22 protein-coding genes are annotated in these 20,628 nt (G+C 67.3%); 2 read left to right on the forward strand and 20 right to left on the reverse strand.

What is annotated here, in order from left to right:
- Positions 1 to 2: 2 nt before the first annotated feature.
- The 20 genes from KUD94_RS10865 to KUD94_RS10960 form a co-directional block, all read right to left on the reverse strand.
- Entirely contained in the window at positions 3 to 878 is an 876-nt protein-coding gene (locus KUD94_RS10865; protein ID WP_218237221.1) for a branched-chain amino acid ABC transporter permease, read from the reverse strand.
- Positions 875 to 1,594 (reverse strand): ABC transporter ATP-binding protein, encoded by a 720-nt coding sequence (locus KUD94_RS10870; protein ID WP_218237222.1) that lies wholly within the window; start codon positions 1,592 to 1,594, stop codon positions 875 to 877. The genes KUD94_RS10865 and KUD94_RS10870 overlap by 4 nt, the downstream gene beginning before the upstream one ends.
- Positions 1,591 to 2,346, reverse strand: coding sequence for an ABC transporter ATP-binding protein (locus KUD94_RS10875; protein WP_218237223.1), 756 nt, complete (start codon positions 2,344 to 2,346; stop codon positions 1,591 to 1,593). The genes KUD94_RS10870 and KUD94_RS10875 overlap by 4 nt, the downstream gene beginning before the upstream one ends.
- 4 nt (positions 2,347 to 2,350) lie before the next feature.
- Positions 2,351 to 3,607, reverse strand: a complete 1,257-nt coding sequence (locus KUD94_RS10880) for an ABC transporter substrate-binding protein (protein WP_218237224.1) — start codon at positions 3,605 to 3,607, stop codon at positions 2,351 to 2,353.
- 22 nt (positions 3,608 to 3,629) lie between these two features.
- Positions 3,630 to 4,418: a 2-oxo-3-hexenedioate decarboxylase gene (gene dmpH, locus KUD94_RS10885; RefSeq protein ID WP_218237225.1), complete on the reverse strand. Its 789-nt coding sequence runs from the start codon at positions 4,416 to 4,418 to the stop codon at positions 3,630 to 3,632.
- 28 nt (positions 4,419 to 4,446) lie between these two features.
- On the reverse strand, positions 4,447 to 5,829 hold the full coding sequence (locus KUD94_RS10890) for a methyl-accepting chemotaxis protein (RefSeq protein ID WP_218237226.1): 1,383 nt from the start codon (positions 5,827 to 5,829) through the stop codon (positions 4,447 to 4,449).
- Positions 5,830 to 5,838: 9 nt separating this feature from the next.
- The gene (dmpG, locus tag KUD94_RS10895; protein WP_218237227.1) at positions 5,839 to 6,873 is read right to left on the reverse strand and encodes a 4-hydroxy-2-oxovalerate aldolase; all 1,035 of its coding nucleotides are present in this window, start codon (positions 6,871 to 6,873) and stop codon (positions 5,839 to 5,841) included.
- A 145-nt stretch (positions 6,874 to 7,018) separates the two neighbouring features.
- Positions 7,019 to 7,933: an acetaldehyde dehydrogenase (acetylating) gene (locus tag KUD94_RS10900; RefSeq protein ID WP_218237228.1), complete on the reverse strand. Its 915-nt coding sequence runs from the start codon at positions 7,931 to 7,933 to the stop codon at positions 7,019 to 7,021.
- 52 nt (positions 7,934 to 7,985) lie between these two features.
- Positions 7,986 to 8,768 (reverse strand): 2-oxopent-4-enoate hydratase, encoded by a 783-nt coding sequence (dmpE, locus tag KUD94_RS10905; protein ID WP_218237229.1) that lies wholly within the window; start codon positions 8,766 to 8,768, stop codon positions 7,986 to 7,988.
- 25 nt (positions 8,769 to 8,793) lie between these two features.
- Positions 8,794 to 9,666: an alpha/beta fold hydrolase gene (locus KUD94_RS10910; protein WP_218237230.1), complete on the reverse strand. Its 873-nt coding sequence runs from the start codon at positions 9,664 to 9,666 to the stop codon at positions 8,794 to 8,796.
- Positions 9,667 to 9,737: 71 nt separating this feature from the next.
- Complete coding sequence (locus tag KUD94_RS10915; protein ID WP_218237231.1) at positions 9,738 to 11,198, reverse strand: 2-hydroxymuconic semialdehyde dehydrogenase; 1,461 nt, start codon at positions 11,196 to 11,198, stop codon at positions 9,738 to 9,740.
- 37 nt (positions 11,199 to 11,235) lie between these two features.
- Positions 11,236 to 11,664, reverse strand: coding sequence for a heme-binding protein (locus KUD94_RS10920; RefSeq protein ID WP_218237232.1), 429 nt, complete (start codon positions 11,662 to 11,664; stop codon positions 11,236 to 11,238).
- 172 nt (positions 11,665 to 11,836) lie between these two features.
- Positions 11,837 to 12,763, reverse strand: a complete 927-nt coding sequence (locus KUD94_RS10925; protein WP_218237233.1) for a catechol 2,3-dioxygenase — start codon at positions 12,761 to 12,763, stop codon at positions 11,837 to 11,839.
- A gap of 20 nt (positions 12,764 to 12,783) precedes the next feature.
- Entirely contained in the window at positions 12,784 to 13,131 is a 348-nt protein-coding gene (locus KUD94_RS10930) for a 2Fe-2S iron-sulfur cluster binding domain-containing protein (protein ID WP_146912620.1), read from the reverse strand.
- Positions 13,132 to 13,135: 4 nt separating this feature from the next.
- Positions 13,136 to 14,203, reverse strand: coding sequence for an NADH:ubiquinone reductase (Na(+)-transporting) subunit F (locus tag KUD94_RS10935; protein ID WP_218237234.1), 1,068 nt, complete (start codon positions 14,201 to 14,203; stop codon positions 13,136 to 13,138).
- An 80-nt stretch (positions 14,204 to 14,283) separates the two neighbouring features.
- Positions 14,284 to 14,640, reverse strand: a complete 357-nt coding sequence (locus KUD94_RS10940; protein ID WP_218237235.1) for a phenol hydroxylase subunit P4 — start codon at positions 14,638 to 14,640, stop codon at positions 14,284 to 14,286.
- A gap of 18 nt (positions 14,641 to 14,658) precedes the next feature.
- The gene (locus KUD94_RS10945) at positions 14,659 to 16,206 is read right to left on the reverse strand and encodes an aromatic/alkene/methane monooxygenase hydroxylase/oxygenase subunit alpha (RefSeq protein WP_218237236.1); all 1,548 of its coding nucleotides are present in this window, start codon (positions 16,204 to 16,206) and stop codon (positions 14,659 to 14,661) included.
- A gap of 33 nt (positions 16,207 to 16,239) precedes the next feature.
- Positions 16,240 to 16,509 carry an MmoB/DmpM family protein gene (locus KUD94_RS10950; protein WP_218239280.1) on the reverse strand — a complete coding sequence of 90 codons (270 nt, stop codon included), beginning with the start codon at positions 16,507 to 16,509 and terminating at the stop codon, positions 16,240 to 16,242.
- Positions 16,510 to 16,558: 49 nt separating this feature from the next.
- Positions 16,559 to 17,551, reverse strand: a complete 993-nt coding sequence (locus tag KUD94_RS10955) for an aromatic/alkene monooxygenase hydroxylase subunit beta (protein ID WP_218237237.1) — start codon at positions 17,549 to 17,551, stop codon at positions 16,559 to 16,561.
- A 43-nt stretch (positions 17,552 to 17,594) separates the two neighbouring features.
- Positions 17,595 to 17,888 carry a phenol hydroxylase subunit gene (locus tag KUD94_RS10960; protein ID WP_218237238.1) on the reverse strand — a complete coding sequence of 98 codons (294 nt, stop codon included), beginning with the start codon at positions 17,886 to 17,888 and terminating at the stop codon, positions 17,595 to 17,597.
- A 238-nt stretch (positions 17,889 to 18,126) separates the two neighbouring features.
- On the opposite strand from KUD94_RS10960, the gene KUD94_RS10965 reads away from it, so the two are divergent.
- Entirely contained in the window at positions 18,127 to 19,827 is a 1,701-nt protein-coding gene (locus KUD94_RS10965; RefSeq protein WP_218237239.1) for a sigma-54-dependent Fis family transcriptional regulator, read from the forward strand.
- Positions 19,828 to 19,832: 5 nt separating this feature from the next.
- On the forward strand, positions 19,833 to 20,588 hold the full coding sequence (locus KUD94_RS10970; protein ID WP_218237240.1) for a GntR family transcriptional regulator: 756 nt from the start codon (positions 19,833 to 19,835) through the stop codon (positions 20,586 to 20,588).
- Positions 20,589 to 20,628 lie beyond the last annotated feature (40 nt).

Consider the following 20,628-nt stretch of genomic DNA (forward strand, 5'->3'; position numbering starts at 1 on the left):
CGTCATCGGTCCCGCGTGGCAGGGAACAAGCCCTGGGGCCGCGCCCAGAGAATGCCCAGAAACGCCAGATGCCCGGCCAGCGTGCCCCAGCCCGGATCCAGCCGCGAGCCTATGGCCTGGGCCACGCCCAGCACCACGCCGCCGGCCACCGTGCCCCAGAGCGAGCCCAGGCCGCCGATGATCACCGCCTCGAAGGCGTAGATCAGCCGCGCCGGCCCGTCCGAGGGACTGACCGTGGTGCGCATCACCAGAAAGGCGCCGGCCAGCGCCACCATGGCGCTGCCGAACACCATGGCCAGCGCGTAGACGTGCTTGCGGTTGACGCCCATGAGCGAGGCGGTGTCCGCATCGTCCGATGTCGCGCGAAACGAGCGGCCCATGGCGGTGCGCCGAAACAGCCATTGCAGCGCCGCGATGCAGGCCAGGCCCACGAGCATCACCAGCAGCGGCAGCACCCCGACGTTCACCTGGCCGCCCAGCCCCCAGGTGGCTGTGGCCAGCGGCCCCACGTCCACGCTGCGCACGTCGGCAGAGAACACCGCCTGCAGGCTCTCGCGGATCACGATGGACAGCCCGAAGGTCAGCAGCAGCGGGCGCAGCATGTCCGCGCCCAGAGTGCGGTTGAACACCAGGCGCTGCGCCGCATAGCCGAGGGCGCTGAGCACGCAGACCACCAGCACGACGGTGAGCGCCATCGGCAGCCGCAGGTAGTTGGCGCCGACGATGGTCGCGTAGCTGGCCAGCACGATCATGTCGCCATGGGCGATGTTGATCATGCGCATCACGCCAAAGCTGATCGACAGGCCGGCGGCAAACAGCGCGTACAGCCCGCCCAGCAAGACGCCCTGCAGCAGGGTATTGAGCCACTCCGCGATCATGGCGCTGCCCCCGCCGCAGCGCCAAAATAGGCCTGCGCGATCTGCTCGCGCGTGAGCTCAACGGGCGCGCCCGCCAGCACCACACGCCCTTCGCGCATGCACACCACATGCCGGGCCACGCCCAGGGCCTGGCTGATGTCCTGCTCGACCACGATGACCGAGACGCCCTGCGCGCACACCGTCGGCAGCGCGCGGTAGATGTCGCGCACCACCACCGGCGCCAGGCCCAGGGAGAGCTCGTCGCACAGCAGCAGGCGCGGATTGCTCATCAGCGCGCGCCCGAGCGCCACCATCTGCTGCTGCCCGCCCGAAAGTTCGGTGGCCGGGCGCGCGCGAAAGTCGCTCAGGATGGGGAACAGCGCATACACCGCCGCCAGGTCCCAGGGGCCGGGCCGGCGCACGTAAGCGCCCATCTGCAGGTTCTCCTGCACGCTCAGGCTGGGAAAGAGCCGCCGCCCCTCGGGCACCAGCGCAATGCCGGCCGCGCACACCTGGTGCGCGGGCAGACCGCCGATGGTGCGGCCGTCGAAGCGTACGCTGCCCGAGCGCAGCGCCAGCGCCCCCGCCAGGGTGCGCAGCAGCGTGGACTTGCCCGCGCCATTGGCGCCGATGATGGCCAGCACCTCGCCCTCGGGCAGATTCAGGTCTATGCCGTGCAGCGCCTGAAAGTCTCCATAGCCCGCGCTCAGGCCCTGCACCTGCAGCAGCGCGCTCATGCGGCGGCCTCCTCGCCAAGGTCTATGCCCATGTAGATTTCGCGCACCGCCGGCTCGTTCATCACGTCCTGGGGCGCACCCTCGGTCACCTTGCGCCCGAAGTCCAGCGCCACCAGCCGACCGACCACCGCCACCAGCGCATGCACGATGTGCTCTATCCAGATCAGCGTCACGCCGCTGGCGTGGATGGCGCGAATGGTCTGCAGCAGCGCATGCACCTCCTGCTCGGTGAGGCCCCCGGCGATCTCGTCGAGCAGCAGCAGGCGCGGGCGGCTGGCCAGCGCGCGCGCCAGCTCCAGGCGCTTGCGGTCGAGCAGCGGCAGCGCGCCAGCCAGGCGGTCGGCCTTGTCCAGCAGCCCGGTCTGCGCGAGCACCTGGCGCGCCTGCACGCGCGCGGCCTTCTCGCCCGCGCCGGCGCCGAAGATCGCCCCGACGAGCACGTTCTCGAACACCGTCAGGCCGCCAAAGGGCTGGGGTACCTGGTAGGTGCGCGCGATGCCGGCGCGGCAGCGCTCCTGCGCCGACAGCCCGGTGAGCTCGCGCCCGGCAAAAAGCACCTGGCCGCCATTGGGCGCGATGTCGCCAGCTATCAGATTCATGAGCGTGGTCTTGCCCGCGCCGTTGGGCCCGATCACGCCCAGCGCTTCGCCTTCGGCCACCTGCAGGTCGAGCCCGTCGACCACGCGCAGCGCGCCGAAGCGGCGGCTGAGCGCGCGCAGCTCCAGCAGCGGGGCGCCCTCGTGCGCGGCCATGGCCTCAGATCGGCTTGAGCTCACCGCCCACCGGCACCATGCGGGCCTGGCTGTTTTCCACGATCACGAGATCAAAGCCCTCGCCCTTCTTGTGCCACTGGCCGCCCGCAAGCGGCGTCTTGCTGACCGAAGGCACCGGCCCCTTGGTGAAGTTGACGTGGCCGACGATGGTGGCGAGATCGGTCGCGCGCAGCGCGTCGCGAATCGACTCAGGCCCCTTGCCGCCGCTCTTCTTGAGCGCCGCCAGCGCCACCTCGAACAGCGAATGCTTGAAGCCCAGCGTCATGTTCCAGGGCTTGCCCGTGGCCCTGGTGTAGGCGGCGGCCAGCTCGGCCGCGCTCTGGCCGGTGAGCGAGCTCTTGAACGGGTGCTGGGGCGACCACCAGACCTCGACCGACAGCCCGTCGCTGCGCGGCCCGAAGGCCTGCACCGCGGCCGGGAATTCCGTTGCCTTGGCCACGGTGACGATCTTGGGCTTGAAGCCTTGCTGCGCGCACTGCGCCCAGAAGTTGCCGAAGTCCGGCGGCGGCACCACGCCGGTGACGATCTCCACGCCGGCCTTCTTGAATTCGGTGATGTAGCTGGTGAAGTTGTCGTTCGGGCTCTGGTAGCGGCCGGGGTCGACGAACTTGAGCTTCTTGGCGCCCGCGACGGCGGGAAAGCCCATCTTGGCGTCGCCCCAGGCGTTGCCGTCGGGGTCGTTGGGCCAGAGCGCGCCCACGGTGCGGTTGGTCGGCAGCTTGTCCCAGATGCCGGTGAACACGCCGATGATGTCCTCCAGCCCCCAGAAGAAGTGGTTGGTCCACTCGAAGCCCTTCTTGGGGTCGCCGCCGCGGCCGAAAAAGTGCGGCTGCCAGGGCGTGTCGTTGGTCACGCAGGGCACGCCGTTGAGCTCGCACTGGTCAGCCACCGGGTTGGTGGTCTCGGGCGTGCAGCCGGAGACGACGATGTCCACCTTGTCCTTCATGATCAGGTCGCCGGTGACGTCGGCCGCGCGCGCCGCGCTGGACTGCGAGTCCTTGTAGATGATCTCCACCGCGTAGTTCTTGCCGCCGCTCTGGATGCCGCCCGCTACCAGCTTGCGTATCGCCTCCAGCGTGAATGGATCGGGTTCGGCAAACACCGACAGCGGCCCGGTTTGCGGCGCCACGTAGCCGATCTTGAAGGTCTGGGCCGCATGCACCCAGGGTGCGGGCAGCAGGCCGGCGGCAGCGATGCCGCCCAGGGTGCCGAGCGCGCGGCGGCGTGAGGTCTGGGTCATCTTCCTGTCTCCTTGTGGTGGTTCAGACAAAGCGCAGGGACACGCTGCCCATGCCCTGCATCCTGAGCGTGACGTGGTCGCCCGCCTGCACCGCGACGGCTTCGGTCGCGCCGCCCGAGAGGATGAGCGAGCCTGCGGGCAGGCTCTTGCCGCGGCGCCCCAGGTGGTTGACCAGCATGGCCACGGCGGCGGCCGGGTGGCCGAGCACGGCGGCGCCCGCGCCCAGGGCCACGGGCACGCCGTTCTTTTCCAGCACGAGGCCGGTGGTGCGCAAGTCCACGCTGCGCGCGTCCACTGCCTGCCCGCCGACGACGAAGCGCGCGGCCGAGGTGTTGTCGGCCACCACGCTCTTGAGGTCGAACTTGAAGTCGCGGTAGCGGCTGTCGATGACCTCGATGCCGGGCAGCACCACGTCGCTGGCGGCCAGCACGCTGGCGATGCTGCAGCCCGGGCCGGTGAGTTCGGTGCGGGTGACGAAGCAGATCTCGGGCTCTACCTTGGGGTGGATCAGTTCGCTCACCTTGACCTCGCCGCCGTCGGGCACGGTGAACTCGTCGACCAGGAAGCCGAACACCGGGTCGGTCACGCCCATCTGGCGCATCTTGGCGTGCGAAGTCAGGCCCGCCTTGTAGCCGGCGACGCGCGCGCCGCCCTTGAGCTTGGCCGCGAGGATGCGGTCCTGGATGGCGTAGGCGTCGTCCCAGTCCATCTCGGGGTGCTCGTCGGTGATCTTGGGCGTGTCGCGCGCCTCGCGCTGGCAGGCGTGCAGGTGCTTGGCAAGCTGGTCCAGGGTTTTGGAAGAAAGAGCCATGGGTTTGAAGTCCGAAGCGATGAAAAAATCAGGAAGCGCGAACCAGCGCGGCGGCCGGCAGCGCCTGCTTGGCCGCGTCGTAGGCCTGGCGCACCGCGCCGGGGATGAAGCTGCGCACCTCGTCAAAACGCCCGGCCTGGGCCAGCGCCAGCGCCTGGCCGCGCACCCGGCGGTAGTGCGCCAGCGCGTCGGCAAAGCCGCGCGCCGCATCGGCGGCCTGGGCCCGGCGCCCGGCGCGCTGCTGCCAGCGCTGCCAGGCAGCGTCCAGGCGCTGGTCGAGCTGGGCAATGCGCTGCAGCACCGGCGCCAGTTCTGCGCCCGAAGCCGAGTTCATCACCAAGATGTTGCAGGCGCGCATCTCCTCTATGCAGTCGGTGAGCACGTCCACCTCGCGCTGGCTGGCGAGCAGCGCGCTGGTGTCCTGCTTGAGTTCGCCGATCAGGCCTTGCACCACGCGCAGCTGGGCGTTGCTCTTGCCCACCCATTCGAGCGACTGGCCGGCGGCCGAGGCCAGCCGGCGTGCGCCATCGACCAGGCGCTCGCTCACCGCGTCCTGGGTCTGCGCCGCCTCGGCCATGTGGCGCGCGGCCTGCAGGGTGCGGTCCGAGCGCGCGCGAATGTCGGCCAGCGCGGCGCCGGTCTCGCGCGTGCGCTGCACGCTCTCATGCACGCCCTCGAGCACGGTCTTGAGGTGAGCGTCGGCCGCGGCCGCGCTGCTGGTAATGCCGGCAATCGTCTGCTGGATCTGCTGCGTCGCCTCGCCGGTGCGCACCGCGAGCTTGCGCACCTCGTCGGCCACCACTGCAAAGCCCTTGCCCTGCTCGCCCGCGCGCGCCGCCTCCACCGCGGCGTTGAGCGAGAGCAGGTTGGTCTGCATGGTGACGTTCTGAATGACCGCCAGCATCCCCTTGATCTCCTGCGTGTGGCGCATCACCTCGCGAAAGCGCGCCTCCAGCCCCTGGGCCGATTGCGCCAGCGCCTCGATGCCGCTGGCCGCATGGTGCAGCAGGGTGTCGCCCTGCTCGGCCAGGCCGTGCATGCTGCCGACCTCTTCGTGCGTCACCTCGGCGGACTGCACCACGGTCTGCACGCTGGCCGACAGCGCATCGACCTCGTCGTGCAGGCCGGCGAGCAGGCTCTGCTGCTCGCGCGAGGTAGCCACGACGCGGGTGAAGGAGGACATCATGCCGGCGTTCTCCGCTATCACCGCCAGCGCGTGGCGGTCGGCGCGCGCGGCCGCGTCCGGGGCCAGGCCGCGCAGGGAGCGCGGGCGCAGCAAGGCCGTCAGGCACAGCAGCAACAGCGCCAGCAGCGCCCAGGGCTGCAGCGCCGGCCAGGGCGCGAGCGGCGAGGCCAGCGCGGCCAGTGCCAGCGCCAGCGCCGCTGCAAGGAAAGCCGCTGCCCGCTGCACGCCAGCGCCTCAGGCCACCTTCAGCCCGCGCTGGCGCGCGAGCGTGAGAGCGGTGTCTTCGATCATGTCTTCCTGCCCGCCGACGCAGCCGCGGCGGCCCATCTCGACGAGGATTTCGCGCGCGGGCACGCCGTACTTCTTTTCGGCGCGCTTGGCGAACAAGAGGAAGGAGCCATAGACGCCCGCATAGCCCAGCGTGAGCGCGTCGCGGTCGATGCGGATGGGGAAGTCCATCATCGGCACGATCAGGTCTTCGGCCACGTCCTGGATCTTGAACACGTCGACGCCGGTGTGCACGCCCATCAGGTCGAGCACCGCAACCAGCACCTCCATAGGCGTATTGCCCGCGCCCGCGCCCAGTCCCGCCGACGCGGCGTCCACGCGGTTGGCGCCCATCTCGATCGCGGTGATCGAATTGGCCACGCCCATGGCCAGGTTGTGGTGGGCGTGAAAACCCAGCTCGGTTTCGGGCTTGAGCGCCTCGCGCACCGCACCGAGCTTGGCGCGCACGTCATCGGGCAGCATGTGGCCGGCCGAGTCGGTGACGTAGATGCAGTTGGCGCCGTAGCCCTCCATCAACCTAGCCTGCCTGACCAGCCCGGCTGCATCGTTCATGTGGCTCATCATCAGAAAGCCCACGGTGTCCATGCCGAGCTTGCGCGCCATGGTGATGTGTTGCTCGGACACATCCGCCTCGGTGCAGTGCGTGGCCACGCGGATGGTGTGCACGCCGAGCTCGTGCGCCATCTTCAGGTGGTCGACGGTGCCTATGCCGGGCAGCAGCAGCGCCGAGACCTTGGCCTGTTTCATCAAGGGGATGACGGCGCTCAGGTATTGCTCGTCGGTGTGCGCGGCAAAGCCGTAGTTGACCGAATCGCCGCCCAGGCCGTCGCCGTGGGTGACCTCGATCAGCGGCATGCCGGCCGCGTCCAGCGCGGTGGCGATGCTCTTCATCTGCTCGATGCTGATCTGGTGCTGCTTGGGGTGCATGCCGTCGCGCAGCGCCATTTCGTGCAGCGTGACTTTCTTGCCTTGGATGCTCATGTTCATGTCCTCTTTGTCTTGAACTCCTTCCCCCTTTGGGGGAAGGTGGGGATGGGGGCTTGGGCTCAAGCAAGACAACTTGCCTGTGCGGGCGCTGCTGGCCCCCACGCCTGCCCTCCCCCAGCGGGGGAGGGAGAAAAATCCGTCAAGCGGCGACGGGCTCCAGCGTCAGGCGCCCGGCCAGAATCTCTTCGGCAAACATCTCGGCGGTGCGCGCCGCAGCGGCGGTCATGATGTCCAGATTGCCCGAGTACTTGGGCAGGTAGTCGCCCAGGCCCTCGACCTCCAGGTACATCGAGACGCGCTTGCCGTCGAACACCGGGCCGTTGACCATGCGGTAGCCGGGCACGTATTTCTGCACCTCGGCCATCATCTCCTCGATGCTTTTGCGAATCGCCGCCTCGTCGGGCTCGGTCTCTGTCAGGCAGTGCACGGTGTCGCGCATGATGAGCGGCGGCTCGGCCGGGTTGATGATGATGATGGCCTTGCCTTTCTTCGCGCCGCCCACGCGCTCGATCGCGCCCGCGGTGGTGCGGGTGAATTCGTCGATGTTCTTGCGCGTGCCCGGGCCGGCCGATTTGCTCGACACGGTGGCGACGATCTCGGCATAGGCCACGGGTTGCACGCGGCTCACCGCGTTGACCATGGGAATCGTCGCCTGGCCGCCGCAGGTGACCATGTTGACGTTCATCTCCTGCTTGCCCACATGCGCCTTGAGGTTGACCGGCGGCACGCAGTAGGGACCAATCGCCGCGGGCGTGAGGTCGACCATCATCGCGCCCTCGGCAATCACCTTGCGCGAGTTTTCCGCATGCACGTAGGCGCTGGTGGCGTCAAAGACGATCTGCACGCCATCCGCCTTGATGTGCGGCACCAGGCCATCGACGCCCTGGTCGGTGGTCTTGATGCCCATCTCGCGCGCGCGCTTGAGGCCGTCGGACGTGGGGTCTATGCCGACCATCCACACCGGCTCCAGCACCGGGCTGCGCTGCAATTTCGCCAGCAGATCGGTGCCGATGTTGCCGGGGCCGATCAGGGCGCATTTCACTTTTTTGCTCATACCAACACTCCTTGTCTATCCAGCCCTCTCCCCAACGGGGCGAGGGAGAAATTCAAACGAAACGCACGCCGCAGCCGCCGATGCCGCCTATCGTCACGCGCAGGTTGTCGCCGCTCTTTACCGGCACCATGGCGGCAAGCGAGCCCGAGAGCACGACCTCGCCCGCCTCCAGCGCAGTGCCGTGCGCGCCCAGGGTGTTGGCCAGCCACGCCACGGCGTTGGCCGGGTGGCCCAGCGCTGCGGCGCCCGCGCCGGTGGCGACGATCTCGCCGTTCTTCTCCAGCACCATGCCGCAGGTGCTCAGGTCCACGTCGCGCACATCGACCAGCCGGTCACCGAGCACGAAGACGCCGCAGGAGGCGTTGTCGGCCACGGTGTCCTGGATCTTGATCTTCCAGTCCTCGATGCGCGAATCGACGATCTCGAAGCACACCATCACGCCCTCGGTGGCGGCGAGCACATCGGCCACGCTCACGCCCGGGCCCTGAAGCCGCTTCTTGAGCACGAAGGCGATCTCGCCCTCGGCCTTGGGCTGGATCAGGCGGTTCATCGGGATCGATTCGCCCTCGTTGTAGACCATGGCGTCGGTGAGCCAGCCGAAGTCGGGCTGGAACACGCCCAGCATGTCCATCACCGCCTTGCTGGTCACGCCGATCTTCTTGCCGATCACGCGCTCGCCCGCGGCCAGGCGCAGCTTCATGAGCTGCTGCTGGATGGCGTAGGCATCGTCAATAGTGATCTCGGGGTGGCGCTGGCTCAGCGGCGCCAGCACGCTGCAGTCGCTGAGCGCCTGGTGCAGCTCGCGGCCCAGTCGCTTGTGGGTGGCAGGGGTCATGGGTTTCTCGTCTCTACGTTTCAATTCAACGGGGCAGCGGCAGGGGCTCGTCGGGCCCGGCCTCGGCTAGAAAGTCGCCCACCAGCCGGGCGAAGCGCGCGCTCTGCTCGATCTGCGTCCAGTGGCCGCAGCGCCCGTAGACGTGCAGTTGCGCCCGCGCCAGCAAGGCGGTGAGGCGATAGGCATTTTCCAGCGGTATGACCTGGTCCTCGCGGCCGTGCACGATCAGGGTTTCGTGCGGGATGCGGCGCAGGTCGGCCTCGCTGCTGGCCAGCGCCTGCACCCAGCGCTGGCGCGGCGCGGGGAACATGGCGGCAAACGATTCCTGAAAGCCCGGGCGGATGCTGGCTTCGTAGCGCAACTGCGCCAGCTCGTCGCTGACCAGCGCGCGGTCGAAGGCAAAGATGTCGAGCAAGGCGCGCATCGCGGCCACCGAGGGCTGGTAGCCCCAGACCGCGTCCAGCCCTGGAGTGAGCGCAAACGGCACGCCCACGCTGCCCATGAGCACCAGGCGGCGCACGCGCTCGGGGTGGCGTATGGCCAGCGCCAGCGCGAGTCCACCGCCAAAGGAATTGCCGACGATGTCGGCGCGCTCGATCTGCAGCGCATCGAGCAGCCCCACGGCCTGGCGCACCCAGGCATCCATGCCATAGACGAAGCCGGCCGGGCGCTCGCTGTAGCCAAAGCCTGCCATGTCCGGTGCGATCACGCGCCTGTGCTGCGCCAGCGCCGGCATCACCGTGCGCCAGTTGGCCCAGGCCGAAACGCCCGGGCCCGAGCCGTGGATCAGCAGCACCGGCGCGCCACTGCCACTGTCGTGGTAGTTGGTGCGCAGGCCCGCGGCATCGATGCTGCGGGCGATTTCCGGGTTGGTTGGGGCGCCGGGGGTCTTGCTCATCGCGTTCTTGGATTACTCTTGTTTTGATAGCTTGCAACGCCTGACTGGCAAGCGTTTGAGCCAGATTTTGCTTACAACTTCACCATCACGTTGCGCAGCTCGGTATAGAACTCGAGCGAGTGCACGCCGCCCTCGCGCCCTATGCCCGATTGCTTGGAGCCGCCAAAAGGCGTGCGCAGGTCGCGCAGGAACCAGCTGTTGATCCAGGCCAGGCCTACCTCTATGCCCTGGGCCATGCGGTTGGCGCGGCCTATGTCCTGGGTGAAGATGGCCGTGGCCAGGCCGTAGCGGTTGGCGTTGACCTTGGCCAGCACCTCGTCCTCGGTATCAAAGGGCGCGATGTGGCAGCAGGGGCCGAAGATTTCCTCGGTGATCACGCTGGCCGTCTCCGGCAAGCCGGTCCAGATGGTGGGCTGCACCCAGCAGCCGTCCTTGAGCGCTTCGGGCATCTCGGGCACGCCGCCGCCGGTGACCACGGTTGCGCCTTCATCGACCGCCTTCTGGTAGTAGCCCAGCACCTTGGCCTGGTGTTCCTTGCTGATCAGCGGGCCTATCCTGGTGGCGGCATCAAACGGCAGGCCGGGCGTCATGGCCTCGGCCTTGCCCTTGAGCGCGGCGACGAACTTGTCGAACAGCGCGCGCTGCACGTACACGCGCTCGGTACCCAGGCAGACCTGTCCGCAGTTTTCGAAGGCGGCGCGCGTGACGGTGTCCACCGCCACCTGAAAGTCGCAGTCGTCGAACACCACGGCGGCGTTCTTGCCGCCCAGCTCCAGCGACACCGGGCGTATGCCCTCGGCCGCGGCTTTCATGATGGCCGTGCCGGTGCGCGTCTCGCCGGTGAAGGTGATGCCGTTGACGTCGGGGTGGCGCGTGAGGAATTCGCCGGCCGAATCGGGCCCGAAGCCGTGCACTACGTTGTACACGCCGGCGGGCATGCCTACGGCATTCATCACCTCGCCCAACAGGGTGGCGGTGGCCGGGGTTTCCTCGCTGGGTTTCACGACCACGGTGTTGCCGCAGGCGAGCGCCGGGCCGACCTTCCACGTCATCAAAAGCAGCGGCAGGTTCCACGGGCAGACCACGGCGATCACGCCGCGCGGCGTGCGCACGCCGTAGGACAGCGCCGTCTTGCCGTCGTGCGTGCGCATGTTGAAGGATTCGGTCGACACGCTCTTGATGGTGTCGATGAAGATCTGGAAATTGGCCGCGCCGCGCGGGATGTCCACGTGCGATGCGAGGTGGTTGGGCTTGCCGGTGTCGGCAATCTCGGCCTGCAGAAAGTCGTCAAAGCGCTGGTTGATGCCGGCGGCCAGTGCGTCGAGCAGCTTGCAGCGCTCCAGCACCGACATGCGGCCCCAATCGCCCTTGAGCGCCGCCTTGGCCGCCGCCACCGCCGCGTTCACCTCGGGCTGGCCCGCTTCCCAGACCTGGCCTATGAGGCTGTTGTCCACCGGGTTGCGGTTTTCGAAGCGCTTGCCGCTGGCGTTTCTCACGTATTCGCCATTGATGAAGTTCAGAAACTCTTTCATGTGCTGCTCTCGTTGTGTTCAAACTGCTCTGAACCTGTCACTGATCCAAACCCAGCGCGACCAGGGCCGCGCGGGCACATTCGGCGTCCTGCTCGGCCGAGCCGCCCGAGACGCCGATGCCGCCGATGAGCACGCCCGCCTCGCGCATCGGCAGGCCGCCGCCAAAAACCACGTTGCGCGGGCGCACCGGCATGCCCAGGCGCAGCGCCTCGTCGCCCCGGAGCAATTCGCCCCACTGCGCCGTGGCAAAGCCGAAACCGGCGGCCGTGTAGGCCTTGTCGATGGCGATGTCCACCGAATGCAAAAACGCGCCGGGCATGCGCAAAAAGGCCGCGAGGACGCCCGAGGCGTCGGTCACCGCCGCGTTGATGCGTATGCCCAACTCCTGCGCCTTGGCCACCGCCGCGACGACGGCGGCGTTGGCCGCCTCGGCGGTAATGGCGCGTTGTTCGACGCTGTGATTCATGCAACTCTCCGATAGCGAACTCCCACCCTTTGGGGGCGAGGGCGGACAACTTCTCCCTCCCCCTCTGGGGGAGGGTTGGGGTGGGGGCCAGGGGCGTATCCAAACCCCGGAGCTGGCCATGGCCGCTGCCCCCATCCCGGCCTTCCCCCACAGGGGGAAGGGGAGGGACCGCTCAGGTCACCACGCTCAGGAAGGCTTCATTGAGCTTGCGGTCGTGGTAGAAGATGCCCGCGCCCACTTCGTCCCAGGTCCAGGTGATGGGCTTCATGTCCGGGTAGTGGTCGTAGCCGCCGCTGAAGGTCTCCAGCCGGTTGCCCGAGGGCTCGAAGAAATAAATCGTCGTGCCGTTGGTGATGCCGTGGCGGGTTGGGCCGATGTCGATGGACACGCGGTTCTTGCTCATGATGTCGGCCGCACGCAGCACCTGCTCCCAGCTGCCGAGCTGGAAGGACACGTGGTGCAGCTTGTCCTTTTCGCCGTGGCGCACGATGGCGATGTCGTGCGCCTTGGCGCTGCAGGTGAGCCACACCGCCAGGTCGGTCTTCCCGTCTTCCAGCTTGACGCGCTCGACCAGAGTGAAGCCCAGCACCTTGGTGAACAAGTCCAGCGCACCTTCGAGGTCGTCGCCGTAGATCAGGCAGTGGTCCAGGCGGATGGGCAGGATGCCCGGCTGGTCGATCACGTCCATGTCGGGGTTGGTCGTGCCGCAGGCGCTGCCGGTGTCGGTCTTGTCGGCGTACAGCTCTATGGTGTGGCCCGTGGGGATCTTGAAGCGCACGCGCTCGCCGGTCTCCAGCAGGTCGCCGGCGGGCATGCGCTCGGTCTGCACGCCATAGGCTTGCAGCTTCTTGTCGAAGTCTTCGAGCGTGGCCTGGTCGAGCACCTTGAAGCCGAAGAAATCCATGCCCGCCTGATCGGCCTGGCGCAGGATGACGCTGTTGTGGTCGCGCTCGGCGCGGGTCTTGAAATAGGCCCGGCCCTGCTTGTCGCGGCCCTGGTACTGCAGGCCCATGACGTCGGTGTACCACTTCACCGATTCTTCCAGGTCCAGCACGCGTATCTGCGCATGCCCTGGACGCAAAACACCGGTCAATGCCATAGCGATCTCCTTCTTGACTTTCAGGTTGGGTAAACGGGGGTGGTGCCGGTCGTGGGCGCTGGCCGGCAAACGTTTTTCTTCATCGCGCCGAGCACGCTCACGCTCAGGTCGCTGGTGGGTTTGATGCAGCACGAGAGCACGCGGCCCGCGGCCTCGTCTTCGGCGCTCACGTGCGCGCGGCTCATTACCCGCTGCGAGTAGCTGCCCGATTCGACCTGCACCTTGCACACGCCGCAGCCGCCGTTGCGACAGCCCACGGGAATGCCCTTCTTGCCCAGGGCTTCCATGCCCTTGAGCACCGAGCGCTCGTCCGGGCAGCGGTAGCTCTCCCCGGTGTCGACGATGGTGACGGTGTGGTAGGCGGGCATTGCTTCAGACCCGGTGGAACAGCGGGCTGCGCACCTGCTGCGCGTCGGCCGCGGAGATGAACTTTTCGGTGTAGATGTCGCGCTCGAACAAGCGCCCCTGCATCAGCGTGGTGATGCAGGCTTCGATCATCAAGGGCGGGCCGCACAGATAGGCCTTGTGACCGCGAAAGTCGTTGCCAAAGTGCGCCTTGGCCGCGTCGTGCACGAAGCCGCGCGCGCCGCTCCAGCCGCTGCCTTCGGGCTCGCTTGAGAGCGCGGCGACGTAGGTGAAATTGGGGTGCTCTGCCGCCAGGCGGGTGAACTCGTCGTGGTGGTAGAGCTCTTCGCGCGAGCGCGCGCCGTTGATCAGCGTGATCGGCTTGTCGCAGCCGCTCTCGAGCAGCTCAAGCACCATGGAGCAGGGGCTGGACAAGCCCGAGCCGCCGGCCAGGAACAGATAGCCCAGGCCCTCCTTGTCGTGCGCGCTGCGGCGCACGAAGAAGCGCCCGTAGGGGCCGGCCAGCTGCACGCGCTCGCCCGCCTTGAGCTGCTCGTGCACCCAGCCGGTGCCGCGCCCGCCCGGCACGTGGCGCACGTTGAGCTCAATCTCGTGCGCGCGCGCCGGGCTGCTGGCGATGGAGAAGGCGCGCGCGCCGTGCTCGCCCGGGATCTTCAGGTTGATGTACTGCCCGGCCTGGAATTCGATGGGCGCATCGAGCTCGATCCACACGCCCTTGATGGTGGGCGTGAGGTTCTCGATGCGCGTGACGGTGCCGCCGTAGTCCTGCACCAGCAGATTGCGCGCGTCGGGTTCTTCGTCCACTTCGGCTTCGATGACCACGTCGGACTCGAGCATGGCGCAGCAGGCGAGCGCCTTGCCCTCTTCACGCTCGTACTCCATCAAGGCAAAGCTGCTGGCTTCGCCATGGTCGATCTCGCCATCGAGCACCTGGATCTTGCAGGTGCCGCACAGCCCGTGGCAGCAGGCGTGGGGCAGGTAGATGCCGGCGCGCAGTGCGGCGTCCAGGATGGTCTGACCGTCCTCGACGTCCAGCGTCTGGCCCAGGGGTTCGATGGTCAGTTGGTAGCTCATACGACTCGGTTGACTTCGATTTTCATAGCTGCCAGCGCTTGCCGGTCAAGCGCTGGCGCCATGTTTCACTCAGATTTCGCTCAGAAGCCGCTGCCGCCCAGCCCGGTCAGGCCCGGGGTGCGAAAGCGGATCACGCTCTTGTGGCCCATGCCGTTGTCGGCCATGGTCTTGGCCATGTCCGGAGTGAAGGGTTTGCCCGAATCAAACCATTCGACCTTGTCCCAGGCAATCTTCGCGAAGTCCGGGTGCGCGCTGTACATGTCGGGCAGCACCTTGTTCACGAAGTCGCCAAACACCGTGTCGGGCGGCATGGGCACGCAATGGGGCGCGCAGAACATCTTGTGGTCGTCCCAGCCCACGTAGAGCAGCGGGGCGGGGAATTTCTCGGGGGCATCCTTCGCTTCGAATTCGTAGGTACCCAGGGATACGACGGCCATGGTGGTGTCTCCTTGTGCTCAGTTCGTGGTGGCCTGGGCGCGCCAGGTGTCGAAGTTCTTCTTGTCCTGCGAGTCGGCGTAGTCCAGGTTGTCGCGGCCGAACTCCATCTTGTAGTAGCGCAGCACTTCCATGAGCGGGTCGAAGTCGGGCTTGGTCGGATCGACGTCCTCGGGGAAGCAGTTGCCCTGGTAGATCTGGTGCACCGGCAGCCAGCTCTGCTTGAACTTCTCGGGCTCGTTGTCGAAGATGTGCTTGCAGCCGTCGGAGCAGAAGTGGTACTTCATGCCCTTGTAGTCGCTCTCGCGGTAGGCGATCTTGGTCGGGTCGTCGGGCTCGACGAAGTGCATCGGCACCTGGCAGACCTGGCACAGCATGGGCAGCGTCTTGTTGTAGAAGCGCCGGCCTTCCTTTTGCTCCTTGGCGTAGTGCTCCCACAGCGGGCGGTAGTACTTGTCGAAGCTGTCCGGGTACTTGGCGGAGAGCCACTTCATGTCCTCTTCGCTCGGCGCCCAGGTGTGGAAAGGGGCGGCCGCGCCGTAGTTGTAGAACACGTTCCAGGCCATGTGCGAGAGGTGGTCCTTTTCCTTGCAGGCCTGCTCCCAGCCCAGCGGCACCTTGACGCCGTAGCGCGCCAGGTCGCGAAACAGCGCGCCGCCGTTTTCCTCGGCGTAGATCTCCCAGGCTTCCTTCCAGCTCATCACGCGCTTGGGCAGCATGTAGTCCATCATCATGGCCACAAGGGTGAGCACGCGGTAGCCGCGCCAGAACCACTTGTCTATCCACTTCTGCACGATGGGCAGGTTGTCCGGGTCTTGTTCGAGCACGAACTTGATGACTTCCAGGCCCAGCGTCATGTGGCGCGATTCGTCTGACTGCGCCGAGAAGCCGAAGGCCATGGCGCCCATGTCGCCGTTGTAGGCCGCGCCGCTGATGAAGGGCACGAACAGCAGGTTGGTCAGCACGTACTCGAAGGCAAAGCTGATCGAGAGGATGTACTCGAACGGCCCGGAAGTGACCGCGTCTTCGAAGAAGCTCTTGGGCACACTGAGGTACCACACGCGGTGGTGCATGTGCTGCCAGTCCTGGAAGCCGTTGTAGTACTTGTTGTAGTTGCTCATCGCATGGATCTGCGTCTGAGCGTGGCGGATCTCGTCGAGCGACTGCATCTGGCAGGCCACGCGCGGGCCCGCGCCCTGGAACTGGCGCCCGAGAATGGCAAAGCCCTTGTGCGACATGTACTCCAGCGGCGAGACGCCGGTGAGGAACAGTTTCAGCGTGTTGATGTAGCGCGCGTCGGTCACGCCCAGGTGGCCGTTGTTCTGCGCAAACGCATCGAGGATGGCGTAGAGCTTGCGCTCCTTCTCGCCCTGGTATTTCCAGTAGGCGTCCATCGTCATGCGAAAGGGGTCTTCGAACTTGTCCCAGTCGTGGATCTTGATGCCCTCGTATTCGAGGTAGGGGTAGATGTCCTTGAGCGACTGGTAGCTCGGCGTCCAGTTCAGGTCGCGGGTCATGCGGTTGTAGCGCTCTTTCAGACCCAGCTTCTTGCTGACTTTCATGTCCATGATTGGTCTCCTCGGGTTGGATGTTCTGGGGACTCAGTGAATCCAGCTCAGGACGAACTCGTCGTCGGATTCATCGATGTTGCCGGTCAGCGTGATCAGGTTCACGTGCAGCTCCTGCAGGTCGAAGTCGCGCCCGATCTCCTGCTCGATGGTGCTTTTGCGCACCACCAGGCGCCCGGGCACATTGATCTTGACCATGGCCGGCTGCTCGTCGAGCTGGGCGCCGGGGTTGTCCATCAGGATGGCGTCGATGATGGGACGCGTCTCCTCATTGCGCTGCAGCGCGATGAAGACGTTGGGCACTTGGGTCATCTCGTCTGTCTCCTTGCTTGTGAATGCGGCGGACGGGCGCTTACACCGCCAGGCCGGCCTTGGCCATGCGGGCGTCGAGCTGGGCGCGCACGCGCGAGAGCGCCTCGCCGGCCTCCTCGCCCAGCGCGAGCTGGGCCACGGGCATCAGCGCTTCTTGCGCACGGTCTGCCCAGTGCGCGTACCACTCTTGGAGCTGGGCCTTGTTCTCGGCGCTTTCGGCGGCGGTGGCCTTGACCACGGCATCGACCCATTTGCTGGTCTCGGGGAACCATTCGGCCGGAAAGCGCGTGAGCATGGAGATCGTCGGCCCCGCGCGCTCATTGAGCTTGCGGTCCACCTCGCGGTAGGCCAGGCCGAAGAGCAGGCCGTCGAGCGCCATGTTCTGCGCCACGAAGTTCTCGAACCAGTCCTTGATGACGAAGCTGTCTTCCACGTATTTGCGCAGCGGCTGCCACGCCGGGGCGTTGAGCCAGGCGTGCTTGCCCGCTTCGAGCTCGGCCTCGTTGCCCATGAGCAGGCCAAGGCGCGTGAGGTATTGGGCGATGCCGAGCTGGTCCATGCTGGCGTAGAGGCTGGCCTGCGTGATCGCGGTGCCATAGCCGTAGGCGCTCTGGTAGCCGCCGTTCAGGTTGCCGCCCCAGGCGACGTGGCGCAGCGGAATGTAGAAATCCAGCGCCGCGCGGCGCGCGCCGTCGTCGTAGCTCTCGGCCAGGCCGCGGCTCTCGACGAAGTCGAAGTCGCTCTCGGCCGTCTCCTGCATGCGTGCGCGCGCCTGGGTGTAGCTGCCGTAGTAGTACTGGCGCGGGTCCTTGAGCACGTACCAGTCGCGCATCTTGATCGCGGTGCGACGCTCGTCGAACATCTCGCGCTCGGGATCCCACGTGGGGCGGTAGTGGAAGTTGGTCGTGCCCTGCACGCCCATGGTCGCCTCGACGTAGCGCGAGGCCGCCTTGTCGGCCCCGAGGTAGTCGGCAATGTGGTTGTAGGTCTGGCGCAGCGGCTGGATGCTGACGGTACGCAGATCGATTTGCATGAAACAGGTCTCCTCGTTTTGAAATGAAAGGGGGGCGGGCAGGTCAGGTCACATCTCGAAAGTGCCGCTCGCGCGCATCGCGCAGGTTCCAGTCCCAGTGCGCGTCCAGACTGTCCTGTTCGTGCTGGGGCAGGCGCCCATGCGTGGGCCGCACGCCCTGCATCTGGCAGAAATCCTCGAACTCCGCGCGTGGCAGGATCAATTCGACGTACAGGTCGGGTTCGCCCGCGGCAAACTCGAACTCGACCAGACCATTGCGGTGCTCCTCCACGATGCGGATGAAGCGCAGCGACACGTCAAAGTGCTCGGGGGTGGGGGTTTGGGCTGCTTCGGTCATGCCCATGAGCATGCAGCAAGCGTGCCAGTTATCGAGAAAATGCCAGAAAGCCCTGAAACTCCCGGGTAAACCCCTAAGCCGCCCGGGCCCAACTTGAGGAATATCAAATATTCGCAAGTCTGCAGGCCAGGGTCTTGCGTTTTGAGTTGATCATTTGCATCATTGCTGCACCCGGGATTTCATGATTTCGTGAATTTCCGACAACCCAGCGCTTCGACTTATCGAGATTTGGACGCCCATGCCCACCACCCTGCCCTCGGATGCCGACCTGCGCCGCCAGGTGCGCTTCTCCTCGGCCGACGGGCGCATCTGGCTGGCCGGCCAGCGCATGGTGTTGATGCATGCGGCCTCGCTCGGCACGCTGCGCCGCGAAATGGTGCAGGCGCTAGGGCTGGCGGCCACGCGCCGGCTGCTGCTGCGCGCGGGCTATGCCTCGGGCGAGCGCGACGCCGCACTGGCACGGCGCTTGCGTGCGGACGAGGACGTTTTCTCGATGTTTGCCGTGGGGCCGCAATTGCACATGCTCGAAGGTGCTGTCCAGGTCACGCCGGAACTGCTGCAGCTCGATGTCGGCGAAGGGCGCTTTCACGGCATCTTCCGCTGGGACCATTCCTGGGAGGTGGAGTCGCACCTGCGCGACTTCGGGCCGCAGAAAGACCCGGTGTGCTGGATGCTGCTGGGCTATGCCTCGGGCTATACCAGCGCCTTCATGGGGCGCCCCGTGCTCTACAAGGAGGTCGCCTGCGTGGGCAGCGGCCATGCGCACTGCCGCATCGAGGGCTGGCCGCTGGCCGATTGGCCCGATGGCGAGGGCGAACTGCTGGCGCGCGACTACGACAGCGACGCGCTGCCGCCGAGCGAGGGCACGCCCGCCGTCGCTGCCTGGTTCAGCCGCATGCCGGCCGACGACGCGCCCGAAACCCCGGTGGACGCGCTGGGCCCGCTGATCGGGCGCGCGCCGGGCTTCACCGCCGCCACCACGCTGCTGCGCAAGGCCGCCGACACCCAGGTGACCGTGCTGCTGACCGGAGAGACCGGCACCGGCAAGGAGCGCTTTGCGCGCGCCCTGCACGCGCTGGGCCCGCGCGCGGCCAAGCCCTTCGTGGCGGTGAACTGCGCGGCGCTGCCCGGTGAGCTGGTCGAATCCGAACTCTTTGGCACCGAAAGAGGCGCCTACACCGGCGCCGACGCCGCGCGCGCCGGGCGCTTTGAGCGCGCGCACGGCGGCACGCTGTTTCTGGACGAGCTCGGCGAGCTGCCGCTGCCGGCGCAGGCCAAGCTCTTGCGCGTGCTGCAGGACGGCCAGGTGGAGCGCCTGGGCTCCGCGCAGCCGCGCCAGGTGGACGTGCGCCTGGTCGCCGCCACCCATGTGGACTTGCTGGAGGCGGTGCGCGCCGGGCGTTTTCGCGAAGACTTGTACTACCGCATCAACGTCTATCCGATCCGCATCCCGCCGCTGCGCGAGCGCAAGCAGGACATCGAGGCCTTTGCCCAGCACCTGCTGCAGCGCTTTGCCAGCCAGCACGACAAGCATGTGAACGGCTTTACCGACGAGGCGCTGCTGGCGCTGCGCGAATACGCCTGGCCGGGCAATGTGCGCGAGATGGAAAACCTGATCGAGCGCGGCGTGATCCTGGCCGACGTGGGCCAGCCGCTGCAGGCGCAGCACCTGTTCGCCCAGCACGCCCGACTCACCGACAGCGCCGGCGCGCACACACTGGAAGCCTCCGGGCGCCTGCGCTCAGCCCAGGCCAAACCGGCGGGCGGCGCACTGCTGGAGCAGGTGCTGGGCCAGGGCCTGGGTCTGCAGCAGATGGAGCGCAGCCTGATCGAGGAAGCCGTGGCGCGCAGCAAGGGCAACCTGTCGGCGGCGGCGCGGCTCTTGGGCATCACGCGCGCGCAACTGAGTTACCGCCTGAGCAAAATTCGAGAAAGCTGAGCCCCATGGCCAAACGCAGCATCACCCCCAAGCATCCCGGCGCCAACGGCGAGAGTGGCGGCGCGCGCACGCTGATCGAGCGCGCCTACGAACAACTGCGCGCCGACATCATCGAAGGACGCCTGGCGCCCGGCGAGAAGCTGCGCGTGGAGCACCTCAAGGACCACTACGAGGTCAGCGCCGGCACGCTGCGCGAGGCCATCACCCGCTTGGTGAGCGACGCGCTCGTCGTCGCCGAGGGCCAGCGCGGTTTTCGCGTGGCTCCGATCGCGCTGGAAGAGCTCGAAGACATCACCCGACTGCGCGTGCAGATCGAGACCGAGGCGCTGCGCCAGTCCATCCAGGCGGGCGACGGCGCCTGGCGCGAGGCGGTGCACGCTGCCTACGCCGCGCTGTCGGACGCCGAGCCCATCGTGCCCGCACGCCGACGCGAATGGGAGCTCTTGAACCTGCGCTTTCACGAGGCGCTGCTCTCGGGCCACGCCTCACCGTGGACGCTGCGCGTGCTGCGCCTGCTCTCGCGCCACAGCGAGCGCTACCGCAGCGTGGGCATGCACCTGCCGGGCAGCCAGCGCGAAGTGCATGCCGAGCACACCGAGATCTACGAATACGCGATGGCCGGCCAAGAGGCGCGCGCCGCGCTGGCGCTGGAGGCGCACATTCGCGCCACGCCCGACGCGCTGATCCGCGCGCTGCGCGAGGGCCGCATCACCCTGCCCAGCGCCGACGCCCACCAGGTCGGCGAGGCGCTGCTGGCCTGATTCCAGGCTCCAGCGCAAGCAGTGACCGTGCGGGCTTCGC

It is taken from the genome of Comamonas sp. NLF-1-9 (assembly GCF_019195435.1).
GTDB lineage: Bacteria > Pseudomonadota > Gammaproteobacteria > Burkholderiales > Burkholderiaceae_C > Comamonas_C.

Excerpts from the sequence above, each read along its gene's own strand:
- KUD94_RS10865 (WP_218237221.1), bottom strand. The coding sequence starts at position 878 with ATGATCGCGGAGTGGCTCAATACCCTGCTGCAGGGCGTCTTGCTGGGC.
- KUD94_RS10870 (WP_218237222.1), bottom strand. The coding sequence starts at position 1,594 with ATGAGCGCGCTGCTGCAGGTGCAGGGCCTGAGCGCGGGCTATGGAGAC.
- KUD94_RS10875 (WP_218237223.1), bottom strand. The coding sequence starts at position 2,346 with ATGGCCGCGCACGAGGGCGCCCCGCTGCTGGAGCTGCGCGCGCTCAGC.
- KUD94_RS10880 (WP_218237224.1), bottom strand. The coding sequence starts at position 3,607 with ATGACCCAGACCTCACGCCGCCGCGCGCTCGGCACCCTGGGCGGCATC.
- dmpH (WP_218237225.1), bottom strand. The coding sequence starts at position 4,418 with ATGGCTCTTTCTTCCAAAACCCTGGACCAGCTTGCCAAGCACCTGCAC.
- dmpG (WP_218237227.1), bottom strand. The coding sequence starts at position 6,873 with ATGAGCATCCAAGGCAAGAAAGTCACGCTGCACGAAATGGCGCTGCGC.
- KUD94_RS10900 (WP_218237228.1), bottom strand. The coding sequence starts at position 7,933 with ATGAGCAAAAAAGTGAAATGCGCCCTGATCGGCCCCGGCAACATCGGC.
- dmpE (WP_218237229.1), bottom strand. The coding sequence starts at position 8,768 with ATGACCCCTGCCACCCACAAGCGACTGGGCCGCGAGCTGCACCAGGCG.
- KUD94_RS10910 (WP_218237230.1), bottom strand. The coding sequence starts at position 9,666 with ATGAGCAAGACCCCCGGCGCCCCAACCAACCCGGAAATCGCCCGCAGC.
- KUD94_RS10915 (WP_218237231.1), bottom strand. The coding sequence starts at position 11,198 with ATGAAAGAGTTTCTGAACTTCATCAATGGCGAATACGTGAGAAACGCC.
- KUD94_RS10920 (WP_218237232.1), bottom strand. The coding sequence starts at position 11,664 with ATGAATCACAGCGTCGAACAACGCGCCATTACCGCCGAGGCGGCCAAC.
- KUD94_RS10925 (WP_218237233.1), bottom strand. The coding sequence starts at position 12,763 with ATGGCATTGACCGGTGTTTTGCGTCCAGGGCATGCGCAGATACGCGTG.
- KUD94_RS10930 (WP_146912620.1), bottom strand. The coding sequence starts at position 13,131 with ATGCCCGCCTACCACACCGTCACCATCGTCGACACCGGGGAGAGCTAC.
- KUD94_RS10935 (WP_218237234.1), bottom strand. The coding sequence starts at position 14,203 with ATGAGCTACCAACTGACCATCGAACCCCTGGGCCAGACGCTGGACGTC.
- KUD94_RS10940 (WP_218237235.1), bottom strand. The coding sequence starts at position 14,640 with ATGGCCGTCGTATCCCTGGGTACCTACGAATTCGAAGCGAAGGATGCC.
- KUD94_RS10945 (WP_218237236.1), bottom strand. The coding sequence starts at position 16,206 with ATGGACATGAAAGTCAGCAAGAAGCTGGGTCTGAAAGAGCGCTACAAC.
- KUD94_RS10955 (WP_218237237.1), bottom strand. The coding sequence starts at position 17,551 with ATGCAAATCGATCTGCGTACCGTCAGCATCCAGCCGCTGCGCCAGACC.
- KUD94_RS10960 (WP_218237238.1), bottom strand. The coding sequence starts at position 17,888 with ATGACCGAAGCAGCCCAAACCCCCACCCCCGAGCACTTTGACGTGTCG.
- KUD94_RS10965 (WP_218237239.1), top strand. The coding sequence starts at position 18,127 with ATGCCCACCACCCTGCCCTCGGATGCCGACCTGCGCCGCCAGGTGCGC.
- KUD94_RS10970 (WP_218237240.1), top strand. The coding sequence starts at position 19,833 with ATGGCCAAACGCAGCATCACCCCCAAGCATCCCGGCGCCAACGGCGAG.